The sequence below is a fragment of the Bradyrhizobium australiense genome (assembly GCF_013114825.1).
GTDB classification, from domain to species: domain Bacteria; phylum Pseudomonadota; class Alphaproteobacteria; order Rhizobiales; family Xanthobacteraceae; genus Bradyrhizobium; species Bradyrhizobium australiense.
Window position 1 is genome coordinate 391328 of record NZ_JAAVLX010000007.1, and the last position, 24651, is coordinate 415978.

At 62.2% G+C, this 24651-nt stretch carries 31 protein-coding genes, 2 pseudogenes and 1 riboswitch; of the genes and pseudogenes, 23 read left to right on the forward strand and 10 right to left on the reverse strand.

From position 1 onward, the window contains the following. Positions 1-169: 169 nt before the first annotated feature. The 11 genes and pseudogenes from HCN58_RS37160 to HCN58_RS22465 all read left to right on the forward strand — a co-directional run. A pseudogene (locus HCN58_RS37160) lies at positions 170-223 on the forward strand (hypothetical protein); the annotation flags it as partial. Between the two features lie 55 nt (positions 224-278). Beyond that, the gene (locus tag HCN58_RS36795; protein ID WP_283814614.1) at positions 279-818 is read left to right on the forward strand and encodes a DpnI domain-containing protein; all 540 of its coding nucleotides are present in this window, start codon (positions 279-281) and stop codon (positions 816-818) included. A 9-nt stretch (positions 819-827) separates the two neighbouring features. Beyond that, a complete protein-coding gene (locus tag HCN58_RS22425) occupies positions 828-1103 on the forward strand; it encodes a hypothetical protein (protein WP_171581556.1) in 276 nt (91 codons plus the stop codon). Positions 1104-1880: 777 nt separating this feature from the next. Continuing rightward, positions 1881-2366, forward strand: a complete 486-nt coding sequence (locus tag HCN58_RS37165; protein ID WP_171581557.1) for a GreA/GreB family elongation factor — start codon at positions 1881-1883, stop codon at positions 2364-2366. A gap of 16 nt (positions 2367-2382) precedes the next feature. Next, the gene (rnk, locus tag HCN58_RS22435; protein WP_171581558.1) at positions 2383-2796 is read left to right on the forward strand and encodes a nucleoside diphosphate kinase regulator; all 414 of its coding nucleotides are present in this window, start codon (positions 2383-2385) and stop codon (positions 2794-2796) included. Positions 2797-3311: 515 nt separating this feature from the next. Further along, on the forward strand, positions 3312-3761 hold the full coding sequence (locus tag HCN58_RS22440; protein WP_171581559.1) for a nuclear transport factor 2 family protein: 450 nt from the start codon (positions 3312-3314) through the stop codon (positions 3759-3761). A 214-nt stretch (positions 3762-3975) separates the two neighbouring features. After that, positions 3976-4242 carry a hypothetical protein gene (locus tag HCN58_RS22445; RefSeq protein ID WP_171581842.1) on the forward strand — a complete coding sequence of 89 codons (267 nt, stop codon included), beginning with the start codon at positions 3976-3978 and terminating at the stop codon, positions 4240-4242. A gap of 173 nt (positions 4243-4415) precedes the next feature. Further along, a pseudogene (locus HCN58_RS22450) lies at positions 4416-4838 on the forward strand (nuclear transport factor 2 family protein). Positions 4839-4914: 76 nt separating this feature from the next. Next, positions 4915-5829 (forward strand): hypothetical protein, encoded by a 915-nt coding sequence (locus HCN58_RS22455; protein ID WP_235983795.1) that lies wholly within the window; start codon positions 4915-4917, stop codon positions 5827-5829. Between the two features lie 183 nt (positions 5830-6012). Then, positions 6013-6429, forward strand: coding sequence for a hypothetical protein (locus HCN58_RS22460; protein WP_171581560.1), 417 nt, complete (start codon positions 6013-6015; stop codon positions 6427-6429). A 157-nt stretch (positions 6430-6586) separates the two neighbouring features. After that, positions 6587-6724, forward strand: a complete 138-nt coding sequence (locus tag HCN58_RS22465; protein WP_171581561.1) for a hypothetical protein — start codon at positions 6587-6589, stop codon at positions 6722-6724. Positions 6725-6758: 34 nt separating this feature from the next. Here HCN58_RS22465 and HCN58_RS22470 read toward each other — a convergent pair whose 3' ends face one another. The 3 genes from HCN58_RS22470 to HCN58_RS22480 all read right to left on the reverse strand — a co-directional run bounded on the left by HCN58_RS22470 (position 6759) and on the right by HCN58_RS22480 (position 8028). Further along, a complete protein-coding gene (locus HCN58_RS22470; protein ID WP_171581562.1) occupies positions 6759-6902 on the reverse strand; it encodes a hypothetical protein in 144 nt (47 codons plus the stop codon). A 182-nt stretch (positions 6903-7084) separates the two neighbouring features. Further along, a complete protein-coding gene (locus HCN58_RS22475) occupies positions 7085-7564 on the reverse strand; it encodes a MaoC family dehydratase (protein ID WP_171581563.1) in 480 nt (159 codons plus the stop codon). 2 nt (positions 7565-7566) lie between these two features. Further along, a complete protein-coding gene (locus HCN58_RS22480) occupies positions 7567-8028 on the reverse strand; it encodes a MaoC family dehydratase (RefSeq protein ID WP_171581844.1) in 462 nt (153 codons plus the stop codon). 207 nt (positions 8029-8235) lie between these two features. Between HCN58_RS22480 and HCN58_RS22485 the strand changes: the two genes are divergently transcribed. Beyond that, positions 8236-8529, forward strand: a complete 294-nt coding sequence (locus HCN58_RS22485; protein WP_025590606.1) for a DUF4282 domain-containing protein — start codon at positions 8236-8238, stop codon at positions 8527-8529. A gap of 138 nt (positions 8530-8667) precedes the next feature. Here the strand turns inward: HCN58_RS22485 and ychF are convergent, their stop codons facing one another. The 4 genes from ychF to HCN58_RS22505 form a co-directional block, all read right to left on the reverse strand. Beyond that, entirely contained in the window at positions 8668-9765 is a 1098-nt protein-coding gene (ychF, locus tag HCN58_RS22490) for a redox-regulated ATPase YchF (protein WP_171581845.1), read from the reverse strand. A 108-nt stretch (positions 9766-9873) separates the two neighbouring features. Further along, on the reverse strand, positions 9874-10488 hold the full coding sequence (gene pth / locus HCN58_RS22495) for an aminoacyl-tRNA hydrolase (RefSeq protein ID WP_171581564.1): 615 nt from the start codon (positions 10486-10488) through the stop codon (positions 9874-9876). 21 nt (positions 10489-10509) lie between these two features. After that, on the reverse strand, positions 10510-11232 hold the full coding sequence (locus HCN58_RS22500; RefSeq protein ID WP_171581565.1) for a 50S ribosomal protein L25/general stress protein Ctc: 723 nt from the start codon (positions 11230-11232) through the stop codon (positions 10510-10512). Between the two features lie 342 nt (positions 11233-11574). Further along, on the reverse strand, positions 11575-11868 hold the full coding sequence (locus HCN58_RS22505) for an accessory factor UbiK family protein (protein ID WP_171581566.1): 294 nt from the start codon (positions 11866-11868) through the stop codon (positions 11575-11577). Positions 11869-12053: 185 nt separating this feature from the next. Here HCN58_RS22505 and HCN58_RS22510 point away from each other — a divergent pair, with 185 nt between their 5' ends. The 6 genes from HCN58_RS22510 to HCN58_RS22535 all read left to right on the forward strand — a co-directional run bounded on the left by HCN58_RS22510 (position 12054) and on the right by HCN58_RS22535 (position 17561). Further along, complete coding sequence (locus HCN58_RS22510) at positions 12054-12788, forward strand: dienelactone hydrolase family protein (protein WP_171581567.1); 735 nt, start codon at positions 12054-12056, stop codon at positions 12786-12788. A 15-nt stretch (positions 12789-12803) separates the two neighbouring features. Continuing rightward, positions 12804-13646, forward strand: a complete 843-nt coding sequence (gene lgt / locus HCN58_RS22515; protein WP_171581568.1) for a prolipoprotein diacylglyceryl transferase — start codon at positions 12804-12806, stop codon at positions 13644-13646. A gap of 8 nt (positions 13647-13654) precedes the next feature. Beyond that, the gene (locus HCN58_RS22520) at positions 13655-14782 is read left to right on the forward strand and encodes a class I SAM-dependent methyltransferase (RefSeq protein WP_171581569.1); all 1128 of its coding nucleotides are present in this window, start codon (positions 13655-13657) and stop codon (positions 14780-14782) included. Continuing rightward, the gene (gene pgeF / locus HCN58_RS22525) at positions 14779-15546 is read left to right on the forward strand and encodes a peptidoglycan editing factor PgeF (RefSeq protein ID WP_171581570.1); all 768 of its coding nucleotides are present in this window, start codon (positions 14779-14781) and stop codon (positions 15544-15546) included. The genes HCN58_RS22520 and pgeF overlap by 4 nt, the downstream gene beginning before the upstream one ends. A 275-nt stretch (positions 15547-15821) precedes the next feature. Beyond that, a complete protein-coding gene (locus HCN58_RS22530; RefSeq protein WP_376701202.1) occupies positions 15822-16436 on the forward strand; it encodes a hypothetical protein in 615 nt (204 codons plus the stop codon). A gap of 171 nt (positions 16437-16607) precedes the next feature. Beyond that, positions 16608-17561, forward strand: a complete 954-nt coding sequence (locus tag HCN58_RS22535; protein WP_171581572.1) for a ribose-phosphate pyrophosphokinase — start codon at positions 16608-16610, stop codon at positions 17559-17561. A 170-nt stretch (positions 17562-17731) separates the two neighbouring features. Here the strand turns inward: HCN58_RS22535 and HCN58_RS22540 are convergent, their stop codons facing one another. Both HCN58_RS22540 and HCN58_RS22545 read right to left on the reverse strand, forming a co-directional pair. Beyond that, entirely contained in the window at positions 17732-18541 is an 810-nt protein-coding gene (locus tag HCN58_RS22540) for an SDR family NAD(P)-dependent oxidoreductase (RefSeq protein ID WP_171581573.1), read from the reverse strand. A gap of 133 nt (positions 18542-18674) precedes the next feature. Continuing rightward, complete coding sequence (locus tag HCN58_RS22545; protein WP_171581574.1) at positions 18675-19253, reverse strand: 6,7-dimethyl-8-ribityllumazine synthase; 579 nt, start codon at positions 19251-19253, stop codon at positions 18675-18677. A 76-nt stretch (positions 19254-19329) separates the two neighbouring features. Continuing rightward, a riboswitch (FMN riboswitch) is annotated at positions 19330-19482 on the reverse strand. Between the two features lie 10 nt (positions 19483-19492). Between HCN58_RS22545 and HCN58_RS22550 the strand changes: the two genes are divergently transcribed. From HCN58_RS22550 to HCN58_RS22560, 3 genes are all read left to right on the forward strand, one after another. Then, a complete protein-coding gene (locus HCN58_RS22550; protein WP_171581575.1) occupies positions 19493-19645 on the forward strand; it encodes a hypothetical protein in 153 nt (50 codons plus the stop codon). A 19-nt stretch (positions 19646-19664) separates the two neighbouring features. Beyond that, positions 19665-20642 carry a Bug family tripartite tricarboxylate transporter substrate binding protein gene (locus HCN58_RS22555; RefSeq protein ID WP_171581576.1) on the forward strand — a complete coding sequence of 326 codons (978 nt, stop codon included), beginning with the start codon at positions 19665-19667 and terminating at the stop codon, positions 20640-20642. 132 nt (positions 20643-20774) lie between these two features. Continuing rightward, complete coding sequence (locus tag HCN58_RS22560; protein ID WP_311966852.1) at positions 20775-22403, forward strand: glycosyltransferase 87 family protein; 1629 nt, start codon at positions 20775-20777, stop codon at positions 22401-22403. Positions 22404-22424: 21 nt separating this feature from the next. Here the strand turns inward: HCN58_RS22560 and HCN58_RS22565 are convergent, their stop codons facing one another. Further along, positions 22425-22760: an LON peptidase substrate-binding domain-containing protein gene (locus tag HCN58_RS22565; protein WP_171581577.1), complete on the reverse strand. Its 336-nt coding sequence runs from the start codon at positions 22758-22760 to the stop codon at positions 22425-22427. Between the two features lie 329 nt (positions 22761-23089). On the opposite strand from HCN58_RS22565, the gene HCN58_RS22570 reads away from it, so the two are divergent. Both HCN58_RS22570 and proC read left to right on the forward strand, forming a co-directional pair. Further along, the gene (locus HCN58_RS22570) at positions 23090-23590 is read left to right on the forward strand and encodes a type III secretion system chaperone family protein (protein WP_171581578.1); all 501 of its coding nucleotides are present in this window, start codon (positions 23090-23092) and stop codon (positions 23588-23590) included. 149 nt (positions 23591-23739) lie between these two features. Further along, positions 23740-24606: a pyrroline-5-carboxylate reductase gene (gene proC, locus HCN58_RS22575; protein WP_171581847.1), complete on the forward strand. Its 867-nt coding sequence runs from the start codon at positions 23740-23742 to the stop codon at positions 24604-24606. Positions 24607-24651: the final 45 nt, after the last annotated feature.

The window sequence follows — 24651 nt, forward strand, 5'->3', positions numbered from 1 at the left end:
CAAGAGACGCGCACTGGCAATCCGGACTGATTGCGTTACGCTGGCGTCATGAAACTCGGCTTCGAAGAATCCCAATTGTCCTACACCAGCGGCTCACAAAGTGCCCGCGCATGGACCGAAGCCTGGGTAACGGCTTGGGCCTGTTGCCCGCACTGCGGCAACACCAAAAATTTCATACTTCCCCAACAACTCGCCATTAGCAGACTTCTTCTGTCCTTTCTGCAACGAGGAATTCGAACCCAAGAGCCAGCAGGGAAAATTCGGAACGCGCGTCGTCGATGGCGTCCTTCAAGACCAGGTGCGAACGCCTCGCCGCCAGCAACAATCCGAATCTGCTGCTGATGAACTACGAGCTCAAATCGCTTGCGGTCGTGAACCTGTTCATCGTGCCCAAGCACTTCTTCGTTCGCGAGATCATCGAGGAGCGAAAGCCGCTGTCGCCCACCGCGCGACGGGCCGGCTGGATCGGCTCCAACATCCTGCTCGGTCGAATTGCGGACTCCGGAAAGATGCATATCGTCCAGAACAGCGTCGTTCGTGCGAACGAACTCGTCCTCACCAATTGGCAGAAGACACTCTTCCTCAGAAACGAATCTCCGGAAACCCGCGGCTGGTTGCTGGACGTGATGAAGTGTGTGGAGTCGCTCGGCAAGCGGGACTTCACGCTCGACGAAGTCTACGCTTTCGAACGGCACCTCGGCGATCTCTATCCCGGCAACCAGAACGTCAGGCCGAAGATTCGGCAACAGCTTCAGCACTTGCGGGATCGCGGATTTGTTGAATTCGTCTCTCGTGGAAATTACCGTTTGCGATCGTAGGAGAATCCCATGGCATGGTTTCTCAATCTCTACAAATGCGATCGTTGCAGGCGCCGATGGGCCGATGAATGGTCCTGCATGTGCGACGACGAGTGCCCTCATTGCGGCGCACGCGACATGACTCCATACGCGAGCGAAGAACTGACTACGTTGATTGAGGAAGAACGCGGCGAGTTCGTGGTGCTTTGGTCACCGGAGACCGCCGAGCACGATCCTGACTACCGGGAGCTCGGGCGTTTTCCGACCCGCGAAAAGGCGCTGGAGTTTTTGGCCGCGGACGGCTGATCGGAATTCCCGCCATTCCGTGATCACTGCTTCGGCGCGCCGGAATGACCGTTCGTTACCGCCAACCAGCTACTCCCTAAAAATAGTAATGTCGGCTGGACCCGTCGTAGGCTCCAGACTGCATGCTCGACATGGGTTTCCGAAGGGAAGAACTTCCGCCGCTTACGCGTTGTGCTGAAAGCTGGGGAGGTTTTCGAGATCGAGATGCTTACGCATGACACTCCTACATTGTTTCTGGCCACGGCCTGTTGCCGCGTGGCGTAGCTAAGATAGTTATTGAGATGGCAAACTCGTTCATCCCGGGCCGCCGAGCAGCGGCTGTCCTGAATCCATACTCCCGATCGTGGTTAGCGATTCCTTGATGCGCATTGCGCATCAAAGCTCGCCGCTTTCGCGTCTTCCCGGGATGACGTGCGGAGTATCAACTCCCGCTCACTTCAAAGGGGTCCGCAGTCCTGCTGGACGCCTAGGCCGGTAGAACGCTCTCCCTGCGTTGGACGGGCCCCTCGGCGATCATCGGGAGTCTAGGACGTCCTGAGGGGATGTGTGCTCTTTGGTCGCGTTACAGGGCACGGCGGGAGGTCCTATGATAGCCGTGACATGATCCTCGTCCTCCAAATCGATCCGCGCATTGCGCGGCGTTGCTTGCACGCCGGACGCCTCCAAGCAGGAGCTTAGCCGGACGGTCGTTGGTGCCGTCCGGATACCCCTTCCTTCATCAAACGGATTTGGTGTGTGGCTCTCCCGCGAGGGAAGCCCCAAAAAAGGAGGCATGTCGTGAACGACCCCTCTATCCCGGAAATCACTCTTCCGGCGTCTGACCATCGCCGCTTGGAACGGCTCGCGCAGGTGGGCGCAGATCAAGGCGACGTGGACGCACGTTTTCTGTTGCGTGAGATCAACCGTGCCGAAGTCGTCCCTGATCGCGCAGCCAGATTGGACAGCATCGTCACCATGGGTTCGTGGGTGACGTTCTGGATCAACTGGGGCTTCCCTCGCGAGACGAGACAACTCGTGTACCCCGACGACTACACATCCGAGCGAACCCAAATTCCCGTGATGTCACCGTTGGGCGCAGCGTTGGTGGGACTGAAGGTCGGAAGCGAAATCCCCTTCTTCACCGCTGGGCGCACCAATGTCGTCAGGATCGAACGCGTCAGTCGAGGTGATCCGAATGATGTTGTCAGGGCTCTGTTTTGCAATCCGGTGGTCAAGGGCAAGGAGCTCTTTGATGACGATGATCCGGGACCATCGGCCGCTTAGAAAAGGAGAGAAGGTAATGAGCAAGACTGATCGCAAGAGCAAGCCTGAAATCGTGCTGCCGCCAATCATGGTAATGGAGGATGAGGCTAGGCGTCTAAACGCCCTGGCCAGTTCGTGCGCGATGCTTTTCCCGCGCGTGGCCCATTTCCTTGCACGGGAGATGGAGCGTGCAAGCGTCGTGGCGGACAACTCCGATTTGGGCGGCGTGGTCCGAATGGGCTCGCAGGTCCGGTACTGCGATGACAAGACCGGTGAAGTCCGGGACGTGGTGTTGGTGTATCCGCACGAAGCGGACATAACGCTAAAGCGCGTCTCGGTTCTTACGCCGGTCGGAGCTGCGTTGATCGGCCTGTCGGTTGGCCAGGCAATCGAGTTTCAAACGCCGGGCCACAACAAGCGATCCTTGACGGTACTAGGCGTGTCGAACTGAAGGAGGCTTTGATATGCGCGACGTTTCAACTAAACAGGCCGCCTTAACGGTGATCGGTATCACCGTCGTTTTGGCTGCCGTGTTCTATCGTGCGAGCGTCTTCAAGGCTTGAAGGCCCAACTCTAAGGGGCCCTCTCGGTTTATGATCGAGCTGGGCCCCCTCAACTGCCACCTCAGCTGTTTCAGGCGCACCATAGGGAACTATTCAGGTCACCTCCAAGGCAGCCTATAGGGTAATCGCTGGCGTCTCTGGAATACTGTGTCACCCGCCGGAGCCTGTCATCGGGCGCGCATTCGCGCGACCCGGTGGAGGGTGACGACACCCGATGTGCTGTTTGACATTCAAATCCGAAAAGCGCCGCCACGCAGCGCGTCGCCGCCGTATCGCAGGCTGCAATGAACCTTTTGGAAACTACCGCGTCACATAGTGTAGGTCCTTTTGCTGATTGATCCCGCCGCCGTTCCCTTCACAATGAATCGGGCCGTGCGGGTCGAACACAGGCGGGGAGCGACGGATGACCGAGGAATCAAATCGTCAGCGCGTGCTGGATTTCCTCGATGTCCTGTATTCCGGCGACGTCGAAGGTGCGCTGGAGCGCTGCACCGACGACATCGAATCCCTCGCCAATGCCCCGATCGACATCTTGCCGCATATGGGCCATCGCCGCGGCAAGGCCGAAATGCGCGAGATGTGGAACGCGGTGCGCGCCCGCTATTCCGAACTGCGCTGCGAGGTGCCGATCCTGGTCGTCGAGGGCGACAGGGCGGCCGCGTTCATCCGCGTGTTCTTCCGCAAGAGCATCAATCAGCGCATGGTGCAGTTCGATATCGCCGGCTTCTACACGCTGCGCGACGGCAAGATCAGCCAGATCAGGGAAATCATCGACACCTTCGATCTGGTCCAGCAGCTGCTCGAACGCGACGTTGCCGCAATCCTGACCGGCCGGCGGCCGGAGCCGATCTAGCGTTTGCTGGCCGTCATCCGGGGCGCGTCGAATGCGCGAACCCGGAATCTCGAGATTCTCGGGTGCGCAATTGCGCACCATAGTTCGATGCTTACGCATCGCCCCGGAATGACAGAAGAAATGCGGAACGCTTCGCCGCCTGTTTCCCCGCGCTATGAACCTGATCGCGCCGGCCGCGACACACTACGAGGCTATTTGCGGACCAGAAGATTATATGAAGATCGCGTTGCTGGCTTTGCTTGGTTTGGCGTTGGGAGCGCTCGGAGGCGCGGCACTGGGCATCGGGGCGGGTCTCGCCTGGGTAGAAATCTTCAAAACCACGAGTTTTGAAGGCTATAGCGGCATGCTGGTATTCTTCACCTTCATGCCGCTCGGGGCCGCGATCGGCGGTATCGGCTGTGCCCTGCTGTTCGCCATCATCGCCATTCGCGACGCCGAGATCGCCATCGAACGCGAGCCGGTGCGCCGCCACGATCCGTAGTTCGGCCGAAACAGCCGCATTTGTGCAATGCAAAAACGGCAATTGTGTTTCGGCCAAACTCCTCTATTTCTGGCTGCAACAGTGAAGGTCAGCATTTCGGCCCGGCGTCGATGAAGGCGCCCATTTGGGCGCGATTGCTGTTCTGAAAATCCAGTTTCGAGGACCAAATCAAAATGACAGAGCATAGTCTCTGGCGTTTTCGCGCTCGTTGCATCGCGCGCTCAATGAACGCCAGCCCGCCGATCTCGAAGCCTTGCTCGACGAGGACGTCGACTGGGCGATCTTTTGGCCGATCGACCTGTATCCGTTCTTCGGCCAGCGCCGCGGTAAGGCAGCCGTGGTCGAGGTGATCAGGCAGATCGCGGACAATTTTCGCGTCCACCGCTTCGACCGCGAATCGATCATGCTGGGGGTGGATTCGGCCGCCTCGATGATGCGCTATTCGCTGACTGCGCTGGATTCGAACAGGCCGATCAGCCCATTTCGCCCAGTTCAGGGCCCGCCGCTTGACCAATCTCCGCGTGCTGGTCGATAACTTCGATCTGGTCGAGCAGACCGTGGGCTATCCGATTCACCTGCCGCGGATGGCGGTGTAGCGATCGTCATTGTACCCGCCATAATTTCGCAACAGAGCGAACGCATTCTTGGCGCGACTTGGAATGCGGGCGGGCGATGATTCCCAAAATTCGATTTGGCTGGGCGCGGCTGCCAATGCTGGCGGCCGGCGCAAGTTTGGCTTCGATGCTGGCTGTGGCGGCACAAACACCGCCGCCAAGCGACGAGCCGGAGATACAGGAGCCTGAAGAAGCCGAGGTGACGCCCAGCGTCAACGACGCCGATATCATGAAGGACATCGACGTCGAAAAGCTCGACTGGAGTCAGCTCAATGTCGACGTATCGACCCTCACCGGTCCGCCGCCGAAGGGAAGCGCCGCGTCGAAAGGCGCTGCCAGCGCGGAGGCGTCCTGGTCCGCCAAGGAGAGACCGAACGGCACCTCCGCGGTGTCGGTCAAGCAATCCATCTCGCCGTTCTGGGATACGCGCATCGGCGCCGACATGACCGTCGCCCGGCAAGGCACGGCGACGACGTCCGAACTGCTCTCGGAAAAACTCGCCAATGGCGGCAGCCTGCCGCAATCGTCCGGCACCGCATGGGCGGCGATCACGGCCCCCGGCGTTGCTTCGATTTGGGACAAGACCGCGGTCGAGGCCCGCGTCGATCCCGGATCAGAGCAGAGCAAGCTCGGCACCTCCTTGAGCAAATCGCTGCCGCTGGACGAGCAATATTCGTTGACGCTGAGGAACGACTACAACCTGATCCAGCAGGGCATCATGCCGGTCCCGGGCTTCGTCAACCATCCCTCGCGCAGCTACGAGACCGATCAGTCGGCAAGGCTGAGCATCCTCGATACCGGCACCAGTCTGATCGCGGGCCAGACGCTATCGACTTCCGATGACAAGTGGCTGCGCAAGGTCGGCGCCGAGCAGAAGCTGTTCGACGGCGTCACCATCTCCGGCTCGATCGGCGAAACGCCCTCGGGCGCCGCCAACAAGAGCCTCAGCGCAGGCTTCAAGCGTAGCTGGTGAGAGCCGAAGTCGTCCCAATTTGACGCGCTTTCCGGCCTCAAGTGCGCCGCCCCCGAGAAAGAACGACCATTGCCGCAGATTGGCCCAGATGCGGCCAAAATCGGTGGGACAGATGGGACCCGCTCCACTTCGTCGTGCGGGGGACGTCCGCGCTCGCCTGAAAGCGAAACAGAGGAATAGCCGATGAACGCCACTATTCGTTCCGAACAAGTTGATTCCAACCCGGAGGTCGACAGCGATCTCGCCGCCGTATCCGAAGTCGAGGCCGGCATCCGCGATTTCGTTCGCAACGACATCGCCTATCTGCGCCGGCCCGCAGTGGCCCCGGATACTGTGCCGCTCGACACCAACGCGGAAGCCACCGTCAACAACGTCAATTCGCTGATCCAGCGTGTCGCGGGTACTTCGCTTGCGGAAATCGAGAAGCTGATTTCCGAACTCGAAAGCCTCCGCGACCTCCTGCATGCCGAAGGCCAGCGGGTTCAGCGCGAGATCTCGGGCTATGCGCAGCTCAGCCAGGCTGCGATGAAGTCGACGCGCATGATCGCCGACAACGTCACGCAATGGAAGCGCGCCGCCGACGGTCTGCGCAACAGCTGATCCCGATCGTTGCAAAAATCTGACACTCCGCCGCGTTCCGTACGGGAGCGCGGCGGTTTTGTTTGGCAGGGTTCGATCTGAACTTTATAAGCACGGTCGCGTCCAAGGACGGATGTCGTCACGTGACGGCAGGCACCTTTTTAAGGACACACCGGCGATGCAAAACGTTCAGCCAGACAACATGGATTCAATGCCGTTGCGGCAATCCTCGCATGGCGTGGGCACGATCGTGATCCGCTTCGTCGGACTGCTGACGCTTGCGGTCGTTGCAATGACGCTGATCTGGAGCCGCTGAACTTCTTCAGCGCTAATTGCTGCGCGATCCGCAACTACTGGCGGACGAACGCTGTGTCCTCGATCGTGTAGACGCCGTCGGCATAGGATTTCACCACCATGGTGGCGGTCAACATCACCGCCAGCGTGATAGTTGCAAAGACAAAGCCGACGAATTTCAGGCCGCTGCGATCTGCCATTTTCATCCCCTCGGTACTTCCCCTGAGACGCATTTGGCAGGCAGAAAGTTCAAATTGCGTTAGCAAAAATTCGGTTTCGCGGAGTCATGGATTACGAAGCGCTAACGAAACAATTGGCTAACCATGTTGCCACGGACAGGGGCACGTAGCAGGCGGCTCAGATGAGCCGCCGGGACTCTGAATTAATCTTTGTTCCGCCGCGGCACGAACGCTGTGGCGAGGAATGAGAACACGACTTCGCCACGCTGGTTGATTCCGGTATTGCGGGCCTGGAGGATGCCCCATTCGGGACGCTTCTCGGACGTCCGCTTGGTCTCGACCTGATTGGAAAAGCGGATGGTATCGCCCGCCAACACCGGCCTGATCCAGCGCAATTCACGAAACCCCGGCGACGGCCCCCAAACCGCGACCTTCTCACCGCGCGCCGCGGCCTCTGTCGACAGACGCTTGCCATCAGCAACCAAGAGCTTCATGCACACTGCGGCGACGTGCCAGCCCGATGCGGCCAACCCCCCGAACAGGGATTTGCGGCCCTCCTCCTCATCGAGGTGAAAGCGCTGCGGATCGAACTGCGCGGCAAACCTCTTGATGTCTTCAGCGGTGAAGGTGAACGAGCCGAACTCGCGCCGCGCGCCGATCTCGATGTCCTCGAAGAAATGCATCGCTACTCCGCTCCCGATTCAAGGCGCCGGCGCACGATGATCGGGGACTCCATCTCGCACAGAACAATCCCGGCCGCGTTGCGGATCGTACCCTTGAAGGTCACGATGCCGGTCTCGGGCCGGCTCTTCGAAATCCTGGCCTGCGCAACGCTGACATCCAGCATCAGGTCGTCGCCTGGACGCAGCGGCGCCAGCCAGCGCATTTCGTTGACGCCGGGCGAGCCGAGCGAGGCGGTGCGGCCGATAAAGCTGTCGAACAGCATCCGCATCATGAGCGAGCCGAGGTGCCAGCCCGAACCGGACAGACCTTTGAGCATCGATGCGTTAGCCGCGGCCTCGTCGAGATGCATCGGTTGCGGGTCGTATTCGGCGGCGAAGGCCAAAATCTCATCACGCGTGACGTGGCGCGGTCCGAACGTGCCGAAATGGCCGGGCGTGAAGTCTTCGAAGGTTAGCGTTGTCATCGATTGAGGATTTGGATTTGAGGATAAGCTGTGGAGAAGCCTGAATGTGGCCGTTATTTGCGGCAATCTCAACCCGCCCACCCGCATGGCTCGTTCGCCGACGGCGAGTACCGCGCCCGGCACTCGCCCCTGACTTGCCCGAAGCAATTTTCGGGGCTAGCCCTGTGCCATCTGGGACCAGGTTTTTGACTCGCCGGAGAACCATCGATGTTAGATTTTCAGGATCTGTTTCAGTGGGATCGCTTCATTACGCCCACGATCATCAAGACTTTCTACTGGCTGGTCATCGGCTTGATCGTTCTGTTCGGCCTATCCGGAATTTTTTCGGCACTCGCCGCGATGGCGATCAGCCCGTTCGGCGGATTCATTCTGCTGTTGTCCTCGATCGCCGGCGTCGTGGTCGGCGTGGTGTTTTCGCGCATCGCCGCGGAATTCATCCTGATCGTCTTCCGCATCAACGAGCATCTCGGCGCAATCCGGGATCAGGGACAGATGCGGTGAAATCTCGCCTCTACGCGTCGTAGTCGAGTCCGTCATTCCGGGATGGTGCGCACGCACCAGACCCGGAATCTCGAGATTCTCAGGTGCGCGCGCACCATAGTTCGACGCTGCGCGCCGTCCCGGAATGACGTCGGCAGTTTACGTATTAAACCTGAAATGCATCACGTCGCCGTCGGCGACGACATATTCCTTACCTTCCAGCCTGAGCTTGCCGGCGTCGCGGGCGCCGGCTTCGCCGTTCAGCGCGACATAATCGGCATAGGCGATGGTCTCGGCCCGGATAAAGCCCTTTTCGAAATCGGTATGGATCACGCCGGCCGCCGCGGGCGCCTTGGTGCCGCGGTGGATCGTCCAGGCACGGGCCTCTTTCGGGCCCACGGTGAAATAGGTGATGAGGTCGAGCAGCTGGTAGCCGGCGCGGATCAGGCGGTCGAGGCCGGCCTCTTCCAGGCCGAGCGTCTCCAAAAACTCGGCGCGCTCCTCGCGTGACAGGGTCGCGATCTCGGATTCGATCTTGGCCGAGATCACCACCGCGACCGTCCCTTCCTTCTTGGCGTGCTCGAACACCTGTTTTGAGAAGCTGTTGCCCTCCTTGGCCGAACCTTCCTCGACATTGCAGACATAGAGCACCGGCTTGGAGGTCAAGAGGCCGAGCATGCCGAAGGTGCGCTCTTCCTCCGGCTTGCGCTCCAGTGCCCGCGCCGGTTTGCCCTCGCGCAGCAGCACCAGGGCGCGATTGACAAGATCGAGCTGCTCCTTGGCATCCTTGTCGTTGCCTTTGGCCTTTTTCGCGAGATTGTCGACCCGCTTCTCGAGGCTGTCGAGATCGGCGAGCATCAGTTCGGTTTCGATGGTCTCGATATCCGCCAAGGGCGCGATCTTGCCCTCGACATGAGTGATGTCGGAATCCTCAAAGCACCGCACGACATGCGCAACCGCATCGACCTCGCGGATGGTGGCGAGGAACTGGTTGCCGAGGCCCTCGCCCTTCGATGCGCCGCGCACCAGCCCTGCGATATCGACGAACGTCAGCCGCGTCGGGATAATCTGCGCCGAGCCTGCGATCGCCGTCAGCTTGTCGAGTCTCGGATCAGGCACAGCGACCTCGCCGACATTCGGCTCGATCGTGCAGAACGGATAATTCGCCGCCTGCGCCGCTGCCGTCTCGGTCAGCGCGTTGAACAGCGTCGACTTGCCGACATTGGGCAGGCCAACGATACCGCATTTGAATCCCATTTCGTCCTCAATCTCAGTGTTCGTCATGCCCGGCCTTGTGCCGGGCATCCACGTCCTTTTCAGCAGCAAGGACGTGGATGGCCGGGACGAGCCCGGCCATGGGAGAGGTCATGCCGGCTTTTCGCCGTTGTCCTCATTTGACGGAAAGATTCCCTTGGCCTGCAGCGCCAGATGCACCTTGTTCTGGAACGAGGAGTTGTGCCCTGCCGCCAGCAAGCCCGCATTCTCGGCCACCGCGGCGCACAGGGCTTCCACCCAGGCGCGGTCGCTCTTTGCGAAATCAGAAAGCACGTGGCCGTGCACCAACTCCTTGATGCCGGGATGGCCGATCCCGAGCCGCACCCGGCGATATTCGTTGCCGATATGCGAGGAGATCGAACGCAGCCCGTTGTGGCCGGCGATACCGCCGCCGACCTTGACGCGAACTTTCGCCGGCGGCAGTTCGAGTTCGTCCTGAAACACGGTGATGTCGGAGGCTACGAGCTTGAAAAAGTTCGCCGCTTCCTGAACCGCGCGCCCGGACTCGTTCATGTAGGTGGTCGGCCGAAGCAGAACGACCTTCTCGCGATCGAGCGTGCCTTCGGATGTCTCGCCCTGAAAACGGCGGCGCCACGGTGTAAAACCGTGACGCCGCGCAATTTCATCGACGGCCATGAACCCGATGTTGTGCCGGTTGTTCGCGTATTTCGAACCGGGGTTACCTAGACCGACAAACAGGCGCATGACGCGGCATCCTGCCGCTGCTTACTTCTTCTTGTCGCCACCAGCCGGCGCCTTCGCGCCAGCCGCCGGAGCCGCAGCGCCCGCCGCAGGCGCGGCAGCAGCAGCCGGAGCGGCACCCGCCGCCGGCGCGGCCGTCCCTGCAGCCGCGGCAGCCGCCGCAGCCTTCTGTTCTTCGGCGTAGCCGGACGGCGGCACGATGGTCACAAGCGTCGGATCCTCACGCAACAACGATTTCACGCCGGTCGGCAGCTTGATGTCAGACAGATGCAGCGAGTGGCTGATTTCCAGCCCGCCGACATCGGCCTCGACATACTGCGGAATGTTGTCGACCGAGCATTCGAGTTCGATGGTGTGGGTAACGATGTTGACGGTGCCGCCGCGCTTGACGCCCGGCGAGGTTTCGCCGTTCACGACGTGCAGCGGTACGCTGACGCGGATGGTGGCGCCTTCGCCGAGGCGCAGGAAGTCGACATGAAGCGGGAAGTCCTTCACCGGATCGAGGTGGAAGTCGCGCGGAATCACGCGGTGCTTCTTGCCCTCGAGATCGATGTCGTAAATCGTGGTCAGGAAACGGCCGGCCAGGATGCGCTGGCGCAGTTCCTTGTCGTCGACCGAGATGGTCACGGGGGGCTGGTTGTTGCCGTAGATCACTCCGGGCACTCTCCCGGCGCGACGCTCTGCCCGGGCGGCCCCCTTGCCGCTCTGCGGACGCGCGGTCGCCTTCAATTCCTTGACGGTCGCCATCGTGTTAAGTCCTTGTTTTCTAAAAAGTTAAAGGCCGCATCGCGGCCCGTTGGCGTCCCACAGCAAGCCTCCAGGGGTGCGGGGGCTGCAGACGTGCCGGGCTTTTAGCCCCAAAGGGGCGAAATGACAAGGAAATGAAGGGATTTTTCTTAGGTTAGCACCCTCCCCTGGAGGGGGAGGTCGGCACGGATCGAGCGAAGCGAGGTGCGTGACGGGGTGGGGTGATCTCTCTCAACTCGGGCACTGTTCGGGAGGAAAGACCGTCACCCCGCCCGCCGCGCGGCGTCGACCCACGAGCGAGCTTCGCTCGTCTCGGCCCCCTCCAGGGGAGGGTAAGGGGCCCTACCCATCCGCCCTCATGCTGCCGGCATCCGGTGCCGCCGGCGCAATGCCCAGCTTGGCTTCCAGCGCAGCAATCCGGCTCTTGAGCGCCTCATTCTCCTCGCGCGCCAGGCGGGCCATGTCCTTGACCACGTCGAACTCCTCACGCTTGACGACATCAAGATCGCGCAGGATGCGCTCGGCCTGGTTGCGCATGACCGTATCGACCTCGCGCTTGACGCCCTGGGCGGCGCCGGCGGCGTCGTTCATCAGACGGCCGATCTCGTCGAAAAACCGATTGCTGGTCTGGGTCATCTAGAACGCTCCGGTCGCTGCAAATTGATCGTGACGGCAAGACAATGGCAATCCCAAGGGAAACGTTCAAGAGCGCCGTTCAAGGCCAACGCGACAGCCGCTCGTCTTGTCATGCTGCGGTTTCCTTGCAATCGTATCGAACATCCAGCCGGACACCAGAATCACAAAGCAAAAAAGCAACGCCCATGATCGACCAGCAGATCGATATTGCGACCAAGGACGGCAAGACCACGACCTTCATTACCCACCCCGAGCGCGGCGGCCCCTTTCCGGTCATCATCTTTTACATGGACGCGCCGGCGATCCGCGAGGAACTGCGCGACATGGCGCGGCGGCTCGGTACATCGGGTTACTACGTGATGCTGCCCAACCTGTATTACCGCTCCGGCGTCATGGAGCTGGGGCCAGTCCCGCCGGATCCCGAGGCGCCCGAGCGCAAGCGGATGTTCGGCTTCATGAACTCCATCGATATTCCCATGGTGATGGAGGATACCAAGGCGCTGCTGGCTTATGCAGAGACTCAGCCTGCTGCAAATACGAAAGCCGTCGGCACCGTCGGCTACTGCATGAGCGGCCGATACGCTGTCAACGCGGCGACGCATTTCCCGGATCGTGTGAAGGCGGCGGCGTCCATTTACGGGACACATCTCGCGACCGACCAACCCGACAGCCCGCATCTTGCCGCGTCGAAAACCAAGGCCGAACTCTACTTTGCCTGCGCCGAGACCGACATCTATGCACCGCAGGAGATCATCGACAAGGTGAAGAAGGCAATGGAAGGCACGAAGAACGAGGTCGAGATCTATCCCGGCACACATCACGGATTCGCCTTTCCGAAGCGCCCGGTCTATCGCCGCGACGCCGCCGAGCGGCATTGGGAGCGGCTATTGGCGCTCTATCGCCGCAACCTCGCGGCCTAGGAGGCATCGCACCTGATGCCCTTCCTCACCATCGCTTTTCCGGTATTCGACCCGATCGCCATCTCGATTGGGCCGATTGCGATCCGCTGGTATGCGCTGGCCTATATCGGCGGCATTGTGCTGGGGTGGATTTACGCCCGCTCGTTGCTCAAGAGCGAAAAACTCTGGGGCGGGCCGGCGCCGATCACGCTGGCGCAGCTCGACGACTTTATCCTGTGGGTCACGATCGGCATCATCGTCGGGGGCCGCACCGGTTACGTGCTGTTCTACAATCCCGCCTTCTTCATCCAGCATCCGGCCGAGATCTTCCAGTTGTGGAATGGCGGCATGTCATTTCACGGCGGCTTCCTCGGCTGTGTCGCTGCGGTGATGCTGTTCGCCCGCCTGAACAACATCCCAATCCTGTCGCTTGGCGACATCACGACCGCGGTTGCGCCGATCGGGCTGTTCCTCGGGCGGCTGGCAAACTTCATCAACAGTGAACTCTGGGGCCGGGAGACGGACTCCAGCGTGCCTTGGGCGATGGTGTTTCCCAACGGCGGGCCGGAGCCGCGCCACCCCAGCCAACTCTACGAAGCCGGGCTCGAGGGCATCCTGCTATTCGTTCTCCTGGCGGTAATGATCCGAATGGGCGCATTGAGGCGACCGGGCCTGATCCTCGGCAGCTTCATCACGATCTACGGCCTTGCCCGCATTACCAGCGAATTCTTCCGCGAACCTGATCCCCAGCTCGGCTTTTTGTGGGGCGGACTGACCATGGGCATGCTGTTGTCGGTACCGATGATCATTGCGGGAGGCATCCTTATTGTGATGGCATGGCGCCGCAAGACGCCGCAGCATATAGAGAGGTCGATTTAAGGCAGGCCGTGACCGAATTTTCGCCGTTAGAGTCGGAGATCCACAAGCTGATCAGATCGTCAGGACCGATGCCGGTCTGGCGGTACATGGAGCTGTGCCTGATGCATCCCGAGCACGGCTACTACGTGTCGCGCGATCCGTTGGGCCGCGAGGGTGATTTCACCACCGCGCCCGAGGTTAGCCAGATGTTCGGCGAGCTGCTCGGCCTATGGACGGCCTCGATCTGGAAAGCGATCGGTTCGCCGCCGACGCTGCGGCTGGTCGAGCTCGGCCCCGGCCGCGGCACCATGATGGCGGACGCGCTCCGCGCGGTTCGGGTGCTGCCGCCGCTTTATCAATCGCTCCACATCGATCTCGTCGAGATCAATCCGGTGCTGCGCGAGAAGCAGCGGTCGACGCTATCCGGCGCGCGCAACATCACCTGGCACGACAGCATCGACGACGTGCCCGAAGGCCCCGCGGTCATTCTCGCCAACGAATATTTCGACGTGCTGCCGATCCATCAGGTGGTCAAGCGCGAAACCGGCTGGCACGAGCGCGTCGTCAACCTCGATGCCAATGGCAACCTGGTATTCGCGGCCTCCGATGACCCGATGCCCCGCTTTGAAGTGCTGCTGCCGCCGCTGGTGCGCGCGGCCCCCATCGGCGCCGTGTTCGAATGGCGGCCGGATACCGAGATCATGAAGATCGCCGCGCGGGTGCGCGACCAGGACGGCGCGGCGCTGATCATCGATTACGGCCATCTGCGCAGCGACGCCGGCGATACCTTCCAGGCCATCGCCCGCCACAGCTTTGCCGATCCCCTGAAAAATCCGGGACAGGCCGACGTCACCGCCCACGTCGATTTCCAGGCGCTGGCCCGCGCGGCGGAAGACGTCGGCGCGCGCGTTCACGGTCCGGTGACGCAGGGTGAATTCCTCAAGCGGCTCGGCATCGAGACCCGGGCCGTCACGCTGATGGGAAAAGCCACCGCGGAAGTTTCCGCGGATATTTCCGCCGCGCTCAAGCGCCTCACCGACAGCGGCCGCGGCGGCATGGGATCGATGTTCAAGGTGCTTGCGGTTACCGAGCCAAACCTCACCTCGGTCGCAGGCCTCAGCGACGAACCGCCGGCGCGGAGAGACGAAACAGCATGACCTTCGGATCGTCGCTGCTGTCAGCCATTCCCGGCCTGCGCCACGCGTTCTTCACCCGCGAGGGCGGGGTATCGGGTGGAATTTATGAGGGCCTCAATGGCGGATTAGGCTCGAATGACGATCCGGCCAGTGTCGCCGAAAACCGCCGCCGGATGGCCGAGCGGATGGGCGTTGCGCCCGAGCACTTGCTCAGCGCGCACCAGATCCATTCGCCCGACGCCGTGGTGGCGACCCGACCTTGGCAAGGCGACAAGCCGCGCGCGGACGCGCTCGTCACCCGCACGGAAGGCATTGCCATAGGCGTCACCGCCGCCGATTGCGGCCCGATCCTGTTCGCCGATCCGGCCGCCCGCGTGATCGGCGCCGCGCACGCCGGCTGGAAGGGTGCGCTGACCGGCGTGCTGGAATCCACTATCGAGGCGATGGAAAATCTCGGCGCGGACCGTGGCGGCATCGTCGCCGCCATCGGTCCGCTGATCCGCCAGCACTCCTACGAAGTCGGCAGCGAATTCGTCGAACGCTTCCTGGATGCCGACGCCGAAAATGGCGTGTTCTTTATTCCTTCGGTTCGGTCAGGCCATGCCATGTTCGACCTCGCCGGCTTCATCCGTATGCGGCTGGAGAATGCCGGCGTGCTGATGATCGACGATATCGGCGTCGATACCTATTCCGACGAGCGCTTCTACAGCTACCGCCGCTCGGTGCACCGCAAAGAGCCGGACTACGGCCGCCACATTCACGCGATCGCGTTGGTGAGCGAGTAATTCCTTACCTGACATCACCTTACCCGGCGCCGCGATCGACCAGGCCGGCGATCTCGTGCAGTTGATCACCACTCGGCTCGGTGAGAAACCAGGAACAGGTCGCGCCGGCCTCGGCGCTCACGGCACTGACCTAGGATGGCACGGACCATCCTGCGCCGTTGGAGAATTCTGTCAACAACAAGGAGAAACGGGACGAGCTGGACGCGATCTTTTTGGCGAGCCTATCCACTCGCTGCCCTAGACCTTAACACATTTTAACGATATCGCAGGGAGCAATGAGGAACACCTTGATTGCTTCGTGCCAAGCCCCGCGCGCCATGATTGCCGCGGCGCTGTTTGTCGTTTCTTGCGCGCTCGGTGGCTGTGCCGGCGGCGGCGCGGGCAGCGGCTCGTATGCGATGGCGAGCGCGGGCGACGGTCCAACCGTGGCGTTCGAATCGATCGACGGTCCGCCGCCGCAGGTGTTCGACCGGATGGTAAGCGTGCTCGATAGCGAATCGAAGCTGCGCAACCTGTCGATCGTCTCCCGCGAGGGCGGCGCTTCCTACCGCGTGCGCAGCTATCTCTCGGCGCAGGTGGTTCGCGGCAAAAGCGTGATCGCCTGGGTCTGGGACGTCTATGACAACAACCAGCAGCGTGCGTTGCGGATTTCCGGCGAAGAGCCCGCCGGCAAGGCCGGACGCGACGCCTGGGCGGCGGCCGACGACCTCGTGTTGCGGAAAATCGCACAGGCCGGCCTCAGCGGTCTGTCCGGCATGATCAATGGGACCCCGGATGCAGCACCTGCGCCGGGCCCGGAGCGCCGCGGTCCCGCGGTCGCGAGTGCGGAAGAAACAGTACCCGCCCAGGATGCGGCGGGCATCACGGCGCTCGGTTTCAGCGCCCAATAAACAGCCTCGTAAAGTCCCGTATCGGCCGATTTTTGACCGGGAAAACGACATCAACGGGTTGCCAGCCGAGCCGCCCGCCTGATATCTCCTCGCTCACCAAAACGCGCCGGTTCCCGAGGACTTCTCGATATGCTGAACGTCGTATCCAGCAAGGCGCGAGGAGAAGCGTTGATGGCGGCCAAGAACGGCTCAATCAAGCTGGTCGCCGGCAATTCCAACCCCGCGCTGGCCCAGGAAATCGCGAACTGGCTGCATCTGCCGCTGACCAAGGCGGTGGTCCGGCGCTTCGCCGACATGGAAATCTTTGTCGAAATCCAGGAGAACGTCCGCGGATCGGACGTCTACATCATTCAGTCGACCTCGTTTCCGGCCAACGATCACCTGATGGAACTGCTGATCATCACCGATGCGCTGCGCCGGGCCTCCGCGCGCCGCATCACCGCGGTCATCCCCTATTTCGGCTACGCCCGCCAGGACCGCAAGGTCGGCTCGCGCGCACCGATTTCCGCCAAGCTGGTCGCCAACCTGATTACGCACGCCGGCGTCGACCGCGTGATGACGCTCGATCTACACGCCGCTCAGATCCAGGGCTTCTTCGATATTCCGGTCGACAATCTCTTCGCCTCGCCGGTGATGGTGCGCGACATCAAGGAGCGCTTCGACCTCGGCAATGTGATGGTGGTGTCGCCCGACGTCGGCGGCGTGGTGCGCGCCCGCGGACTGGCCAAGCGCATCAACACGCCGCTCGCCATCATCGACAAGCGCCGCGAGCGCGCTGGTGAATCCGAGGTCATGAACGTGATCGGCGACTGCGCCGGCCACACCTGCATCCTGATCGACGACATCGTCGATTCCGGCGGCACGCTGGTGAACGCGGCTGACGCGTTGATCGCGAACGGCGCCAAGGAAGTCTACGCCTATATCAGCCACGGCGTGCTCTCCGGCGGTGCTGCCGCGCGCATCGCCTCGTCGAAGCTGAAAGAGCTCGTGATCACCGACTCGATCCTGCCGACGGAAGCGGTCAACAACGCCGCCAACATCCGCACGCTGTCGATCGCCCCGCTGATCGCCGAAGCGATCAGCCGCACCGCGTCGGAAGAATCGGTGTCGAGCCTGTTCGATTGAAAGGCTTCGTAGGGTGAGCAAAGCGCCGCGTGCCCACCGCGCAAAGTGCGAGACCTCATCCTGAGGAGCACGAAGCGCGTCTCGAAGGATGAATGGCACCAGCGGGGCCTCGTGGTTCGAGACGGCGCTAAAGCGCCTCCTCATCATGAGGGTTTAATAGGCGCCCCTCGCTACTCAAATCCCGGCCGCGGCACCAAATTCATCAGCATGTTGGCGTAGCCGCCATCGACCATGATCTCCTCGCCGTTGATATAGGACGCGCGGTCGCTGGCGAGAAACAATATCGCATCGGCCATGTCCTGCGGCATGCCGACCCGCCGCAACGGCACCACGGCGGAGCGCCGCTCGGTCACGCCAGGCGTATCGTAAAACGACTGGCTCATCGGCGTGATCACCATGCCGGGACTGACGACATTGCTGCGGATGCCATGCGGCCCCCACTCGTTGGCGAGTTGCCGCGACAGCATGATCACGCCGGCCTTGCTGACGCTGTAGGCGCCGCTCTGCCCCTGCGCGTTGCTGCCGGCAATCGACGCCACGTGAACCAGGCTGCCGCGGCCAAGCGCGCGCATCTGCCGGCCGCATACCTGCGCGCAGAGAAAATATCCTGTCAGGTTGACCGACAGAACGGCATTCCATTCGGCGAGCGACAACGTCTCGAGCGCGCCGGGCCGCAGCACCGCGGCCGTATTGACCAGCACCTCGCAGGGCCCGAGCGATTTTTCGATCGTCGCGGATGCGGCGGTGACGCTCTCGAACTCCGTCGTATCACAGCGCGCGATGAAATGGTCAGCGCCGAGCTTGCCGAGCTCCGCGCGCGTCACCTCGAGACCGCGGTCATCGAGATCGATCGCGGCGACGCGCGCGCCGGCCTGAGCAAAACTGAGCGCAACAGCGCGGCCGATCCCGCCTCCGCCACCCGTCACCACGCAGACGCGGCCTGACAGGCCGAGCCAATCGGAAGGTTGTTGTTCGGCCATGATCCGTTGCTCCGATGCCGCAAACGACACCGGCAGCGTAACCGAAAGTCATGGCGCGATCGAACGCTATTCTTCCGCGCGTACGAAGCAATCCTGCATGGCCGGATTGCTTCGCTCGCAATGACGGGACTTATTACCCCACAATCCCCGCCGCGACCTGTCCGCGCAGCCGCTCCAGGCTGTGCAGGGTGTTGGCGCAGGCTTCCGCGACCTCGATGCCCTTGATGACGAAATGCTTGCGGAAGAATTCGTGGTGCACGGCGCTGTCGTGGAATTGTTGCGGCGTCAGTACCGCCGAGAATACCGGCACTTCGGTCCTGAGCTGCACGTCCATCAGCGCCTTGATCACGGTGTCGGCGACGAATTCGTGGCGGTAGATGCCGCCGTCGACCACGAGGCCGGCGGCCACGATCGCGGTGTAGCGCCGCGTCTTCGCGAGCAATTGCGCATGCAAGGGGATCTCGAACGAGCCTGGTACCTCGAACAGATCGACCTGCGCGCGCGTGATATGGCGCGCCTCGATCTCTTCAAGGAAGGCAATGCGGCATTCCTCGACCACGTCGCGGTGCCAGGACGACTGCACGAAGGCGACGCGTTGCGGCTTGACGAAACGCGGATGCACCGGCGCCGGCGGACGCTCGGGGACGTCAGGAACGTGATGGGCTTCGGCTGGTTGGGATTGGACTTCAGGCTCTTGCAACATCTGATTCATGGCTTTCCTCTTTCAGGACCAGAATCAGGGCATACGGACGACGCCGGCCCACGCGCAAACGTGCGAGGCCGCCGCAAACCGTTCTCTTTCATCCGGACTGTAACCGTCGGCTTCGGAGTCACACCGAATCTGCTGACCCTTCTCCTCGGGAGAGAAGAAGGCGCTCGCGGGCTTGGGCTACGTCACCCTTACCGCCGGTGGGGATTTTCACCCCGCCCTGAGAACATCGGCCGCCCGGAATGGACGACCTGCTGAAGAATATGACCAACGCCGGGGCGGCAGCAAGCGCCTTCGGCATGGGGAATCGGCATGTCGCCATGCCGCCGGGACAGGGCATGCGGCCAGCAATCACCGCCTTTACTCAAGCCGCGGCGATTGGGATAGCTTGCTAAAAACAGGGGGACGCGCAGCATGAAACTTCTTCGTCGGAATTTCCTCAAACTTGCCGGCGGACTGATCGCCGCGCCCGCCTTGCCGCGGCAAGCAGCCGCGCTCGATTATCCGACGCGGCCGACGAAAATAATCGCTGGCTTCGCCGCCGGCGGTGGCGTCGACATCACGGCTCGGCTCATCGGCCAGTGGCTGGCGGACCATCTCGGGCAGCCCTTCGTGGTCGAGAACCGGACCGGCGCCGGCGGCAATATCGGCACCGAGGCGGTCGTGAACGCGGCGCCCGACGGCTACACGCTGCTGCTGGCGACCGTCCCGAATGCCGTGAACGCCTCGCTCTACGAAAAGCTCAGTTTCAATTTCGTCCGCGACATCGCGCCGGTCGCCGGCGTCATTCGCGTGCCGATGGTGGTGCTGGTCCACCCCTCGGTGCCGGCGCAGACGTTGGCCGAATTCATCGCCTACGCCAAAGCCAATCCCGGAAAGGTCAACATGGCCTCGGCCGGCAGCGGCAGCGCGCCGCACATGGCGGGCGAGTTGTTCAAGATGATGACCGGCGTCGACATGGTGCACGTGCCCTATCGCGGCCAGGGCCCGGCGCTGACGGATCTGATCGGCGGCCAGGTGCAGATCCTGTTTGCGGCCGCGCCCGGCACCGCCGACCACATCAAGACCGGCAAGCTGCGCGCACTCGCGGTGACGACAGCTGCGCGTATGGCGGAGCTGCCGGAAGTTCCGACGGTAGGCGATGTCGTGGCAGGCTATGAAGCCAGCCAGTGGTACGGCTTTGCGGCGCCGAAAAACACGCCGGCCGAAATCATCGAAAAACTCAACAAGGAAATCAATGCAGCGATCGCCGATCCCGGCATGAAGGCCCGGCTTGCCGCCATCGGCGGCGAGCCGATGCCGGGATCATCAGTCGATTTCGGCAAGCTGATCGCAGACGAGACCGAGAAATGGGGCAAGGTGGTCCGCGCAGCCGGCGTCAAGCCGGAGTAAGACGGCGGCTGCCGAACGGTCCGGGAGGTACCGATGCAGCGCGAAGACATTCACGAATCCTTAAAGCCGGCCTCCTAGAGGTATCTGTCGTGCCCAACTTCAGATCGCCCGGGCGACGCACATGGAACAAGCGTGACAGAGGCCGCTGACGTCGCCGGCGCGGATGCAGGAAGGCCCGCGGATCGGGCCTGGCAAACGCCGATCCTTCAGACCAATGTCCTGGTGCCGATGGCCATCGCGCTCGGCTCGCTGCTGGCCGGCGCGATCTACACCTGGTTTGCCGGCGAGGACGTCAACTGGGATTGGCAAAATTATCACGAGTACAACGTCTGGGCCGTCATCAACGATCGCTACGGCATCGATGCCTTGCCGCCCGGCTTTCAGACCTATTTCAATCCGACCGTCTATTTCCCGGTTTACTATCTGCGCCACCTGCTGCCGCTGCCCTGCGGCCTGATGATCATCGGCGCGGTGCATGGCCTCAATCTGCTGCTGATCTATTTTCTCGTCCGCGTCCTGCTGCGGGAAGCGGCAACGGCAAGCGCGATCGGCGCGGCAATCCTGATTGCGGCCGTCGGGCCGATGACGGTTTCGGAAGTGGGCACGAGCTTCTCCGACATCCTCACCGCGCTTCCGATTCTTGCCGGCTGCATCCTGATCCTGTCGGCGGACGGATCGCGTCATGGCCGTTACGTCCTCGCCGGACTGTTGATCGGCGCCGCCGTCGGGCTGAAGTTGACCAATGTCGTCTATGCGCTGGGTGCCGCCGCCGCCGTGCTGGTTGCGGCCCGGCCGCTGCTGGCAACGCTGTGTCTCGGAGTTGGCGGGCTGATCGGCGCGCTGGCAACCGGCGGCGCGTGGGGGCTGATGCTCTGGCGCGAGATGGGCAATCCGATTTTCCCGCTGTTCAACGCAGTATTCCAGTCCAAAGAACTGGTACCGATGAACATCATGGACTGGCAGTTCATGCCGCGCGGCCTGCTGGACGCGCTGGCCTATCCGTTCTACTGGCTGGTCGGCGACAACAGGAGCTCGGAATATCCGTTCCGCGATGCGCGGTTTGCGGTCGCAACAGTGCTGATCGTGCTCGGCGTCGGCCGCGCGCTCATCATCCGCGCCACGATCTTGACGCGTCGCGACGTTCAGTTCCTGCTGTTCTTCGCCGTCTCCTATGCAACATGGCTCGCGCTGTTTGCGATCCAGCGTTACGCAATCGTGCTGGAGCTGTTATGCGCACCGCTGATCGTCCTGCTGATAGCGCGCTGCATGGCCGCGACACCGGGGGCAGCCTCGGGCCGCTTGTCCGCGCTGCCTGCCAATTCAGTGATGGTCGCGACGGCGTTGTGCGTGGCGTTGTTGTCGCAACCGGGAGACTGGTTCCGCCGCCCCTGGTCCAATCCATTCAACCCTGCCATTCCCAAGCAGCTTCACCAGCCTGCAAACTATCTCATTATCGACAAGCCGATCGCCTATGTCGCTCCGCTGCTGCCGCAGCAGTCGCGGTTCTATCAGATCGCCGACATTGCCTTGCCCATCATGCCCGATGGCAGGTTCGACCGCCGTATTCGCGCCGGGCTGAAATCTCCGTTGCCGGGCGGCATATGGGAATTGCATATGCGGGGGAAGCCGATCCGCGAACAGTTGCTGGAGCGGTATGGTCTCCGGGTAGATGCCGCAAAGTCATGCGTCGAAATCGAGGGCGCGCAGCTCGGGACTGCGATCGAGGCGTGCCCGCTAGCTGCGCGTGAGAGATCGGACTAAAGCGTTCCCGCCGCCGGTCCTTCAAGCCGCCTGTTGGCGGACTTTCAGCAACTCGAGAATCTTCTCGAGCCGTGTAACCACATCGCAGGCTTCCAGGAGATGCTGCCGCTGTTCGATTCCGGTCGACAGCAACGGAGCAACTGAAGCGGCCAGCATGCCGGGGTCTTCAATGTTTGGCAGGCGCAGACGCACCTGAAGCCGTTTTGGCATCGCGGCGTAATCGAGATTCGCATAGATCCGGTAGGCATCGATTGTGGCGCCGGACAGGGCAGCGGCCTCCGCCGTCTGGCCACGGCTCTCCTCGCATGGCCAATCTCCGCTGCCAAAAATTCTTCCTGCCTGCAGGCACCACGACATGAGGTCGCCCCGAGATATTAACCACAAATTAACCATTGTGGCAGACCCGCCCGATTTCGCCGGCGCGACGGACTCTGCGGTGCTCGAATCCGATTCCGGTTTGTTCTCAAATTAATAGCTTTGGCCGCGATCAACTGTGGACGACGCGGCTTTGGCCTGTGGACGGACTCAGGGGTCAGTTGCGCGGATTCCGCAAATCACATCACTTGAGCTCGGCAGGCCCCGGGATGATCCGCGAACGGGGGATTGCAGCCGGGGGCGCATCAGTTCAACGCGCGCCGTGCTCCGCGTGCGTATCAGAAGAATTCAAGGAACAGGGTCGAGACGGCATGTCCCTCCTCGAAAGCATTATTGATTCCCGGAATAACCCGCTCGCGGTGGTCGAGGACATTGCCGCCGATAACAATTGGGCGTTCGAGCGCTCCGGCGAAGACGAAGTCACGATCGTCTCCAGGGGGAACTGGACCGACTATCAGCTCTCCTTCACCTGGATGGCGGAGATCGAGGCGCTGCATCTCGCCTCCGCCTTCGACATGAAGATTCCGCCGGCGCGACGTGCGGAAGTGCAGCGGCTGATCGCCGCGGTCAACGAACAATTATGGATCGGTCATTTCGACATCTGGACCCACACCGGCATGATCATGTACCGGCAGGCGCTGGTGCTGCCGGGCGGGCTGACCGCCTCGACGGCACAATGTGAAGTGATGCTGGCCGGCGCCATCCACGCCTGTGAGCGCTACTACCCCGCGTTCCAGTTCGTGGTCTGGGCCGGAAAGAGCGCCGCGGAAGCCATGAGCGCGGCGATGTTCGACACCGAGGGCGAGGCGTAAGGTTCTTCTGTTCGTCATGCCCGGGCTTGACCCGGACAATCCATCAGAAAAGAACTCTTTGAAGGGATGGATTGCCGGGTCAGGCGCCCGGCAATAACAGCCTAGGTGCTTGTGGCCCCTTCTGAGCTTTACTAGAACCGCCAGTGGTTATGGGACCCTGCGTTCGCAGGGACGACAGCAGAATCCATGGTGACACCGTGAACACCGACACACTCCAAAATCTCCAGGGCACCATTGCGCTGGCCGGAGCCGGCAAGATGGGGGGCGCGATGCTGACTGGATGGCTGGCGGGCGGCCTCAATGCCAAGCGCGTCGTGGTGATCGACCCGCAGCCGTCCGCTGAGATCAGCGCGCTGCCAGCGCAAGGCATCCGCCTCAATCCGAAGAACGCGGGCACAGTCGATACGCTGGTCGTGGCGGTGAAGCCGCAGACGTTCCGGGAAGCAGGGCCGGCGCTGAACTCCTTCGTCGGAGCGAACACGCTCGTCGTCTCGATCATGGCGGGCACGACGATTGCGGCGCTTGAAGAAGTCTGCGGCGGCATGGTGGTTCGCGCGATGCCGAACACACCGGCCGCGATCGGCCGCGGCATCACGGTTGCAGTGCCTGCAAAGAATGTCAGCGCCGCGCAGCGCGCCACGGCCGATGCCCTGCTGCGGGCCACCGGCTCGGTCGAATGGGTCGAGGACGAAGGCCTGATGGACGCGGTGACCGCTGTGTCCGGCTCCGGTCCGGCCTACGTCTTCCTGCTCGCCGAGGAACTCGCGCGCGCCGGCGTCGAGGCCGGCCTGCCGGCGGAGCTTGCCACCAAGCTCGCACGCGAAACCGTCGCCGGCTCCGGCGAATTGCTGCACCGCTCCGAGCTTGCGTCGGCCACGCTGCGCCAGAATGTCACCTCGCCCGGCGGCACCACGGCCGCCGCGCTGGAAGTGCTGATGGGGAAGGACGGCCTGCAGCCGCTGATGATCCGCGCGATCGCCGCGGCAACGAAGCGTTCGAAGGAGTTGGCGAAGTAGTTCGTAGTTGCCGAGGGCGGGCAAAGCGAAGCGTGCTCACAATTG

Bases quoted from the DNA above. Each gene is read 5' to 3' on its own strand.
- HCN58_RS36795 (WP_283814614.1), top strand. From the start codon at position 279: ATGGCGTCCTTCAAGACCAGGTGCGAACGCCTCGCCGCCAGCAACAAT.
- HCN58_RS22475 (WP_171581563.1), bottom strand. From the start codon at position 7,564: ATGCATTTCTTCGAGGACATCGAGATCGGCGCGCGGCGCGAGTTCGGC.
- pth (WP_171581564.1), bottom strand. From the start codon at position 10,488: ATGCGCCTGTTTGTCGGTCTAGGTAACCCCGGTTCGAAATACGCGAAC.
- HCN58_RS22470 (WP_171581562.1), bottom strand. From the start codon at position 6,902: ATGGCAGATCGCAGCGGCCTGAAATTCGTCGGCTTTGTCTTTGCAACT.
- HCN58_RS22545 (WP_171581574.1), bottom strand. From the start codon at position 19,253: ATGAATCAGATGTTGCAAGAGCCTGAAGTCCAATCCCAACCAGCCGAA.
- HCN58_RS22510 (WP_171581567.1), top strand. From the start codon at position 12,054: ATGATCGACCAGCAGATCGATATTGCGACCAAGGACGGCAAGACCACG.
- HCN58_RS22455 (WP_235983795.1), top strand. From the start codon at position 4,915: ATGATTCCCAAAATTCGATTTGGCTGGGCGCGGCTGCCAATGCTGGCG.
- lgt (WP_171581568.1), top strand. From the start codon at position 12,804: ATGCCCTTCCTCACCATCGCTTTTCCGGTATTCGACCCGATCGCCATC.
- HCN58_RS22505 (WP_171581566.1), bottom strand. From the start codon at position 11,868: ATGACCCAGACCAGCAATCGGTTTTTCGACGAGATCGGCCGTCTGATG.
- HCN58_RS22440 (WP_171581559.1), top strand. From the start codon at position 3,312: ATGACCGAGGAATCAAATCGTCAGCGCGTGCTGGATTTCCTCGATGTC.
- HCN58_RS22555 (WP_171581576.1), top strand. From the start codon at position 19,665: ATGAAACTTCTTCGTCGGAATTTCCTCAAACTTGCCGGCGGACTGATC.
- HCN58_RS22540 (WP_171581573.1), bottom strand. From the start codon at position 18,541: ATGGCCGAACAACAACCTTCCGATTGGCTCGGCCTGTCAGGCCGCGTC.
- ychF (WP_171581845.1), bottom strand. From the start codon at position 9,765: ATGGGATTCAAATGCGGTATCGTTGGCCTGCCCAATGTCGGCAAGTCG.
- HCN58_RS22570 (WP_171581578.1), top strand. From the start codon at position 23,090: ATGTCCCTCCTCGAAAGCATTATTGATTCCCGGAATAACCCGCTCGCG.
- rnk (WP_171581558.1), top strand. From the start codon at position 2,383: ATGAGCAAGACTGATCGCAAGAGCAAGCCTGAAATCGTGCTGCCGCCA.
- HCN58_RS22445 (WP_171581842.1), top strand. From the start codon at position 3,976: ATGAAGATCGCGTTGCTGGCTTTGCTTGGTTTGGCGTTGGGAGCGCTC.
- HCN58_RS22425 (WP_171581556.1), top strand. From the start codon at position 828: ATGGCATGGTTTCTCAATCTCTACAAATGCGATCGTTGCAGGCGCCGA.
- HCN58_RS22500 (WP_171581565.1), bottom strand. From the start codon at position 11,232: ATGGCGACCGTCAAGGAATTGAAGGCGACCGCGCGTCCGCAGAGCGGC.
- HCN58_RS22530 (WP_376701202.1), top strand. From the start codon at position 15,822: ATGAGGAACACCTTGATTGCTTCGTGCCAAGCCCCGCGCGCCATGATT.
- proC (WP_171581847.1), top strand. From the start codon at position 23,740: ATGGGACCCTGCGTTCGCAGGGACGACAGCAGAATCCATGGTGACACC.
- pgeF (WP_171581570.1), top strand. From the start codon at position 14,779: ATGACCTTCGGATCGTCGCTGCTGTCAGCCATTCCCGGCCTGCGCCAC.
- HCN58_RS22565 (WP_171581577.1), bottom strand. From the start codon at position 22,760: ATGTCGTGGTGCCTGCAGGCAGGAAGAATTTTTGGCAGCGGAGATTGG.
- HCN58_RS22550 (WP_171581575.1), top strand. From the start codon at position 19,493: ATGGACGACCTGCTGAAGAATATGACCAACGCCGGGGCGGCAGCAAGC.
- HCN58_RS22480 (WP_171581844.1), bottom strand. From the start codon at position 8,028: ATGACAACGCTAACCTTCGAAGACTTCACGCCCGGCCATTTCGGCACG.
- HCN58_RS22535 (WP_171581572.1), top strand. From the start codon at position 16,608: ATGGCGGCCAAGAACGGCTCAATCAAGCTGGTCGCCGGCAATTCCAAC.
- HCN58_RS22485 (WP_025590606.1), top strand. From the start codon at position 8,236: ATGTTAGATTTTCAGGATCTGTTTCAGTGGGATCGCTTCATTACGCCC.
- HCN58_RS22460 (WP_171581560.1), top strand. From the start codon at position 6,013: ATGAACGCCACTATTCGTTCCGAACAAGTTGATTCCAACCCGGAGGTC.
- HCN58_RS22465 (WP_171581561.1), top strand. From the start codon at position 6,587: ATGCAAAACGTTCAGCCAGACAACATGGATTCAATGCCGTTGCGGCAA.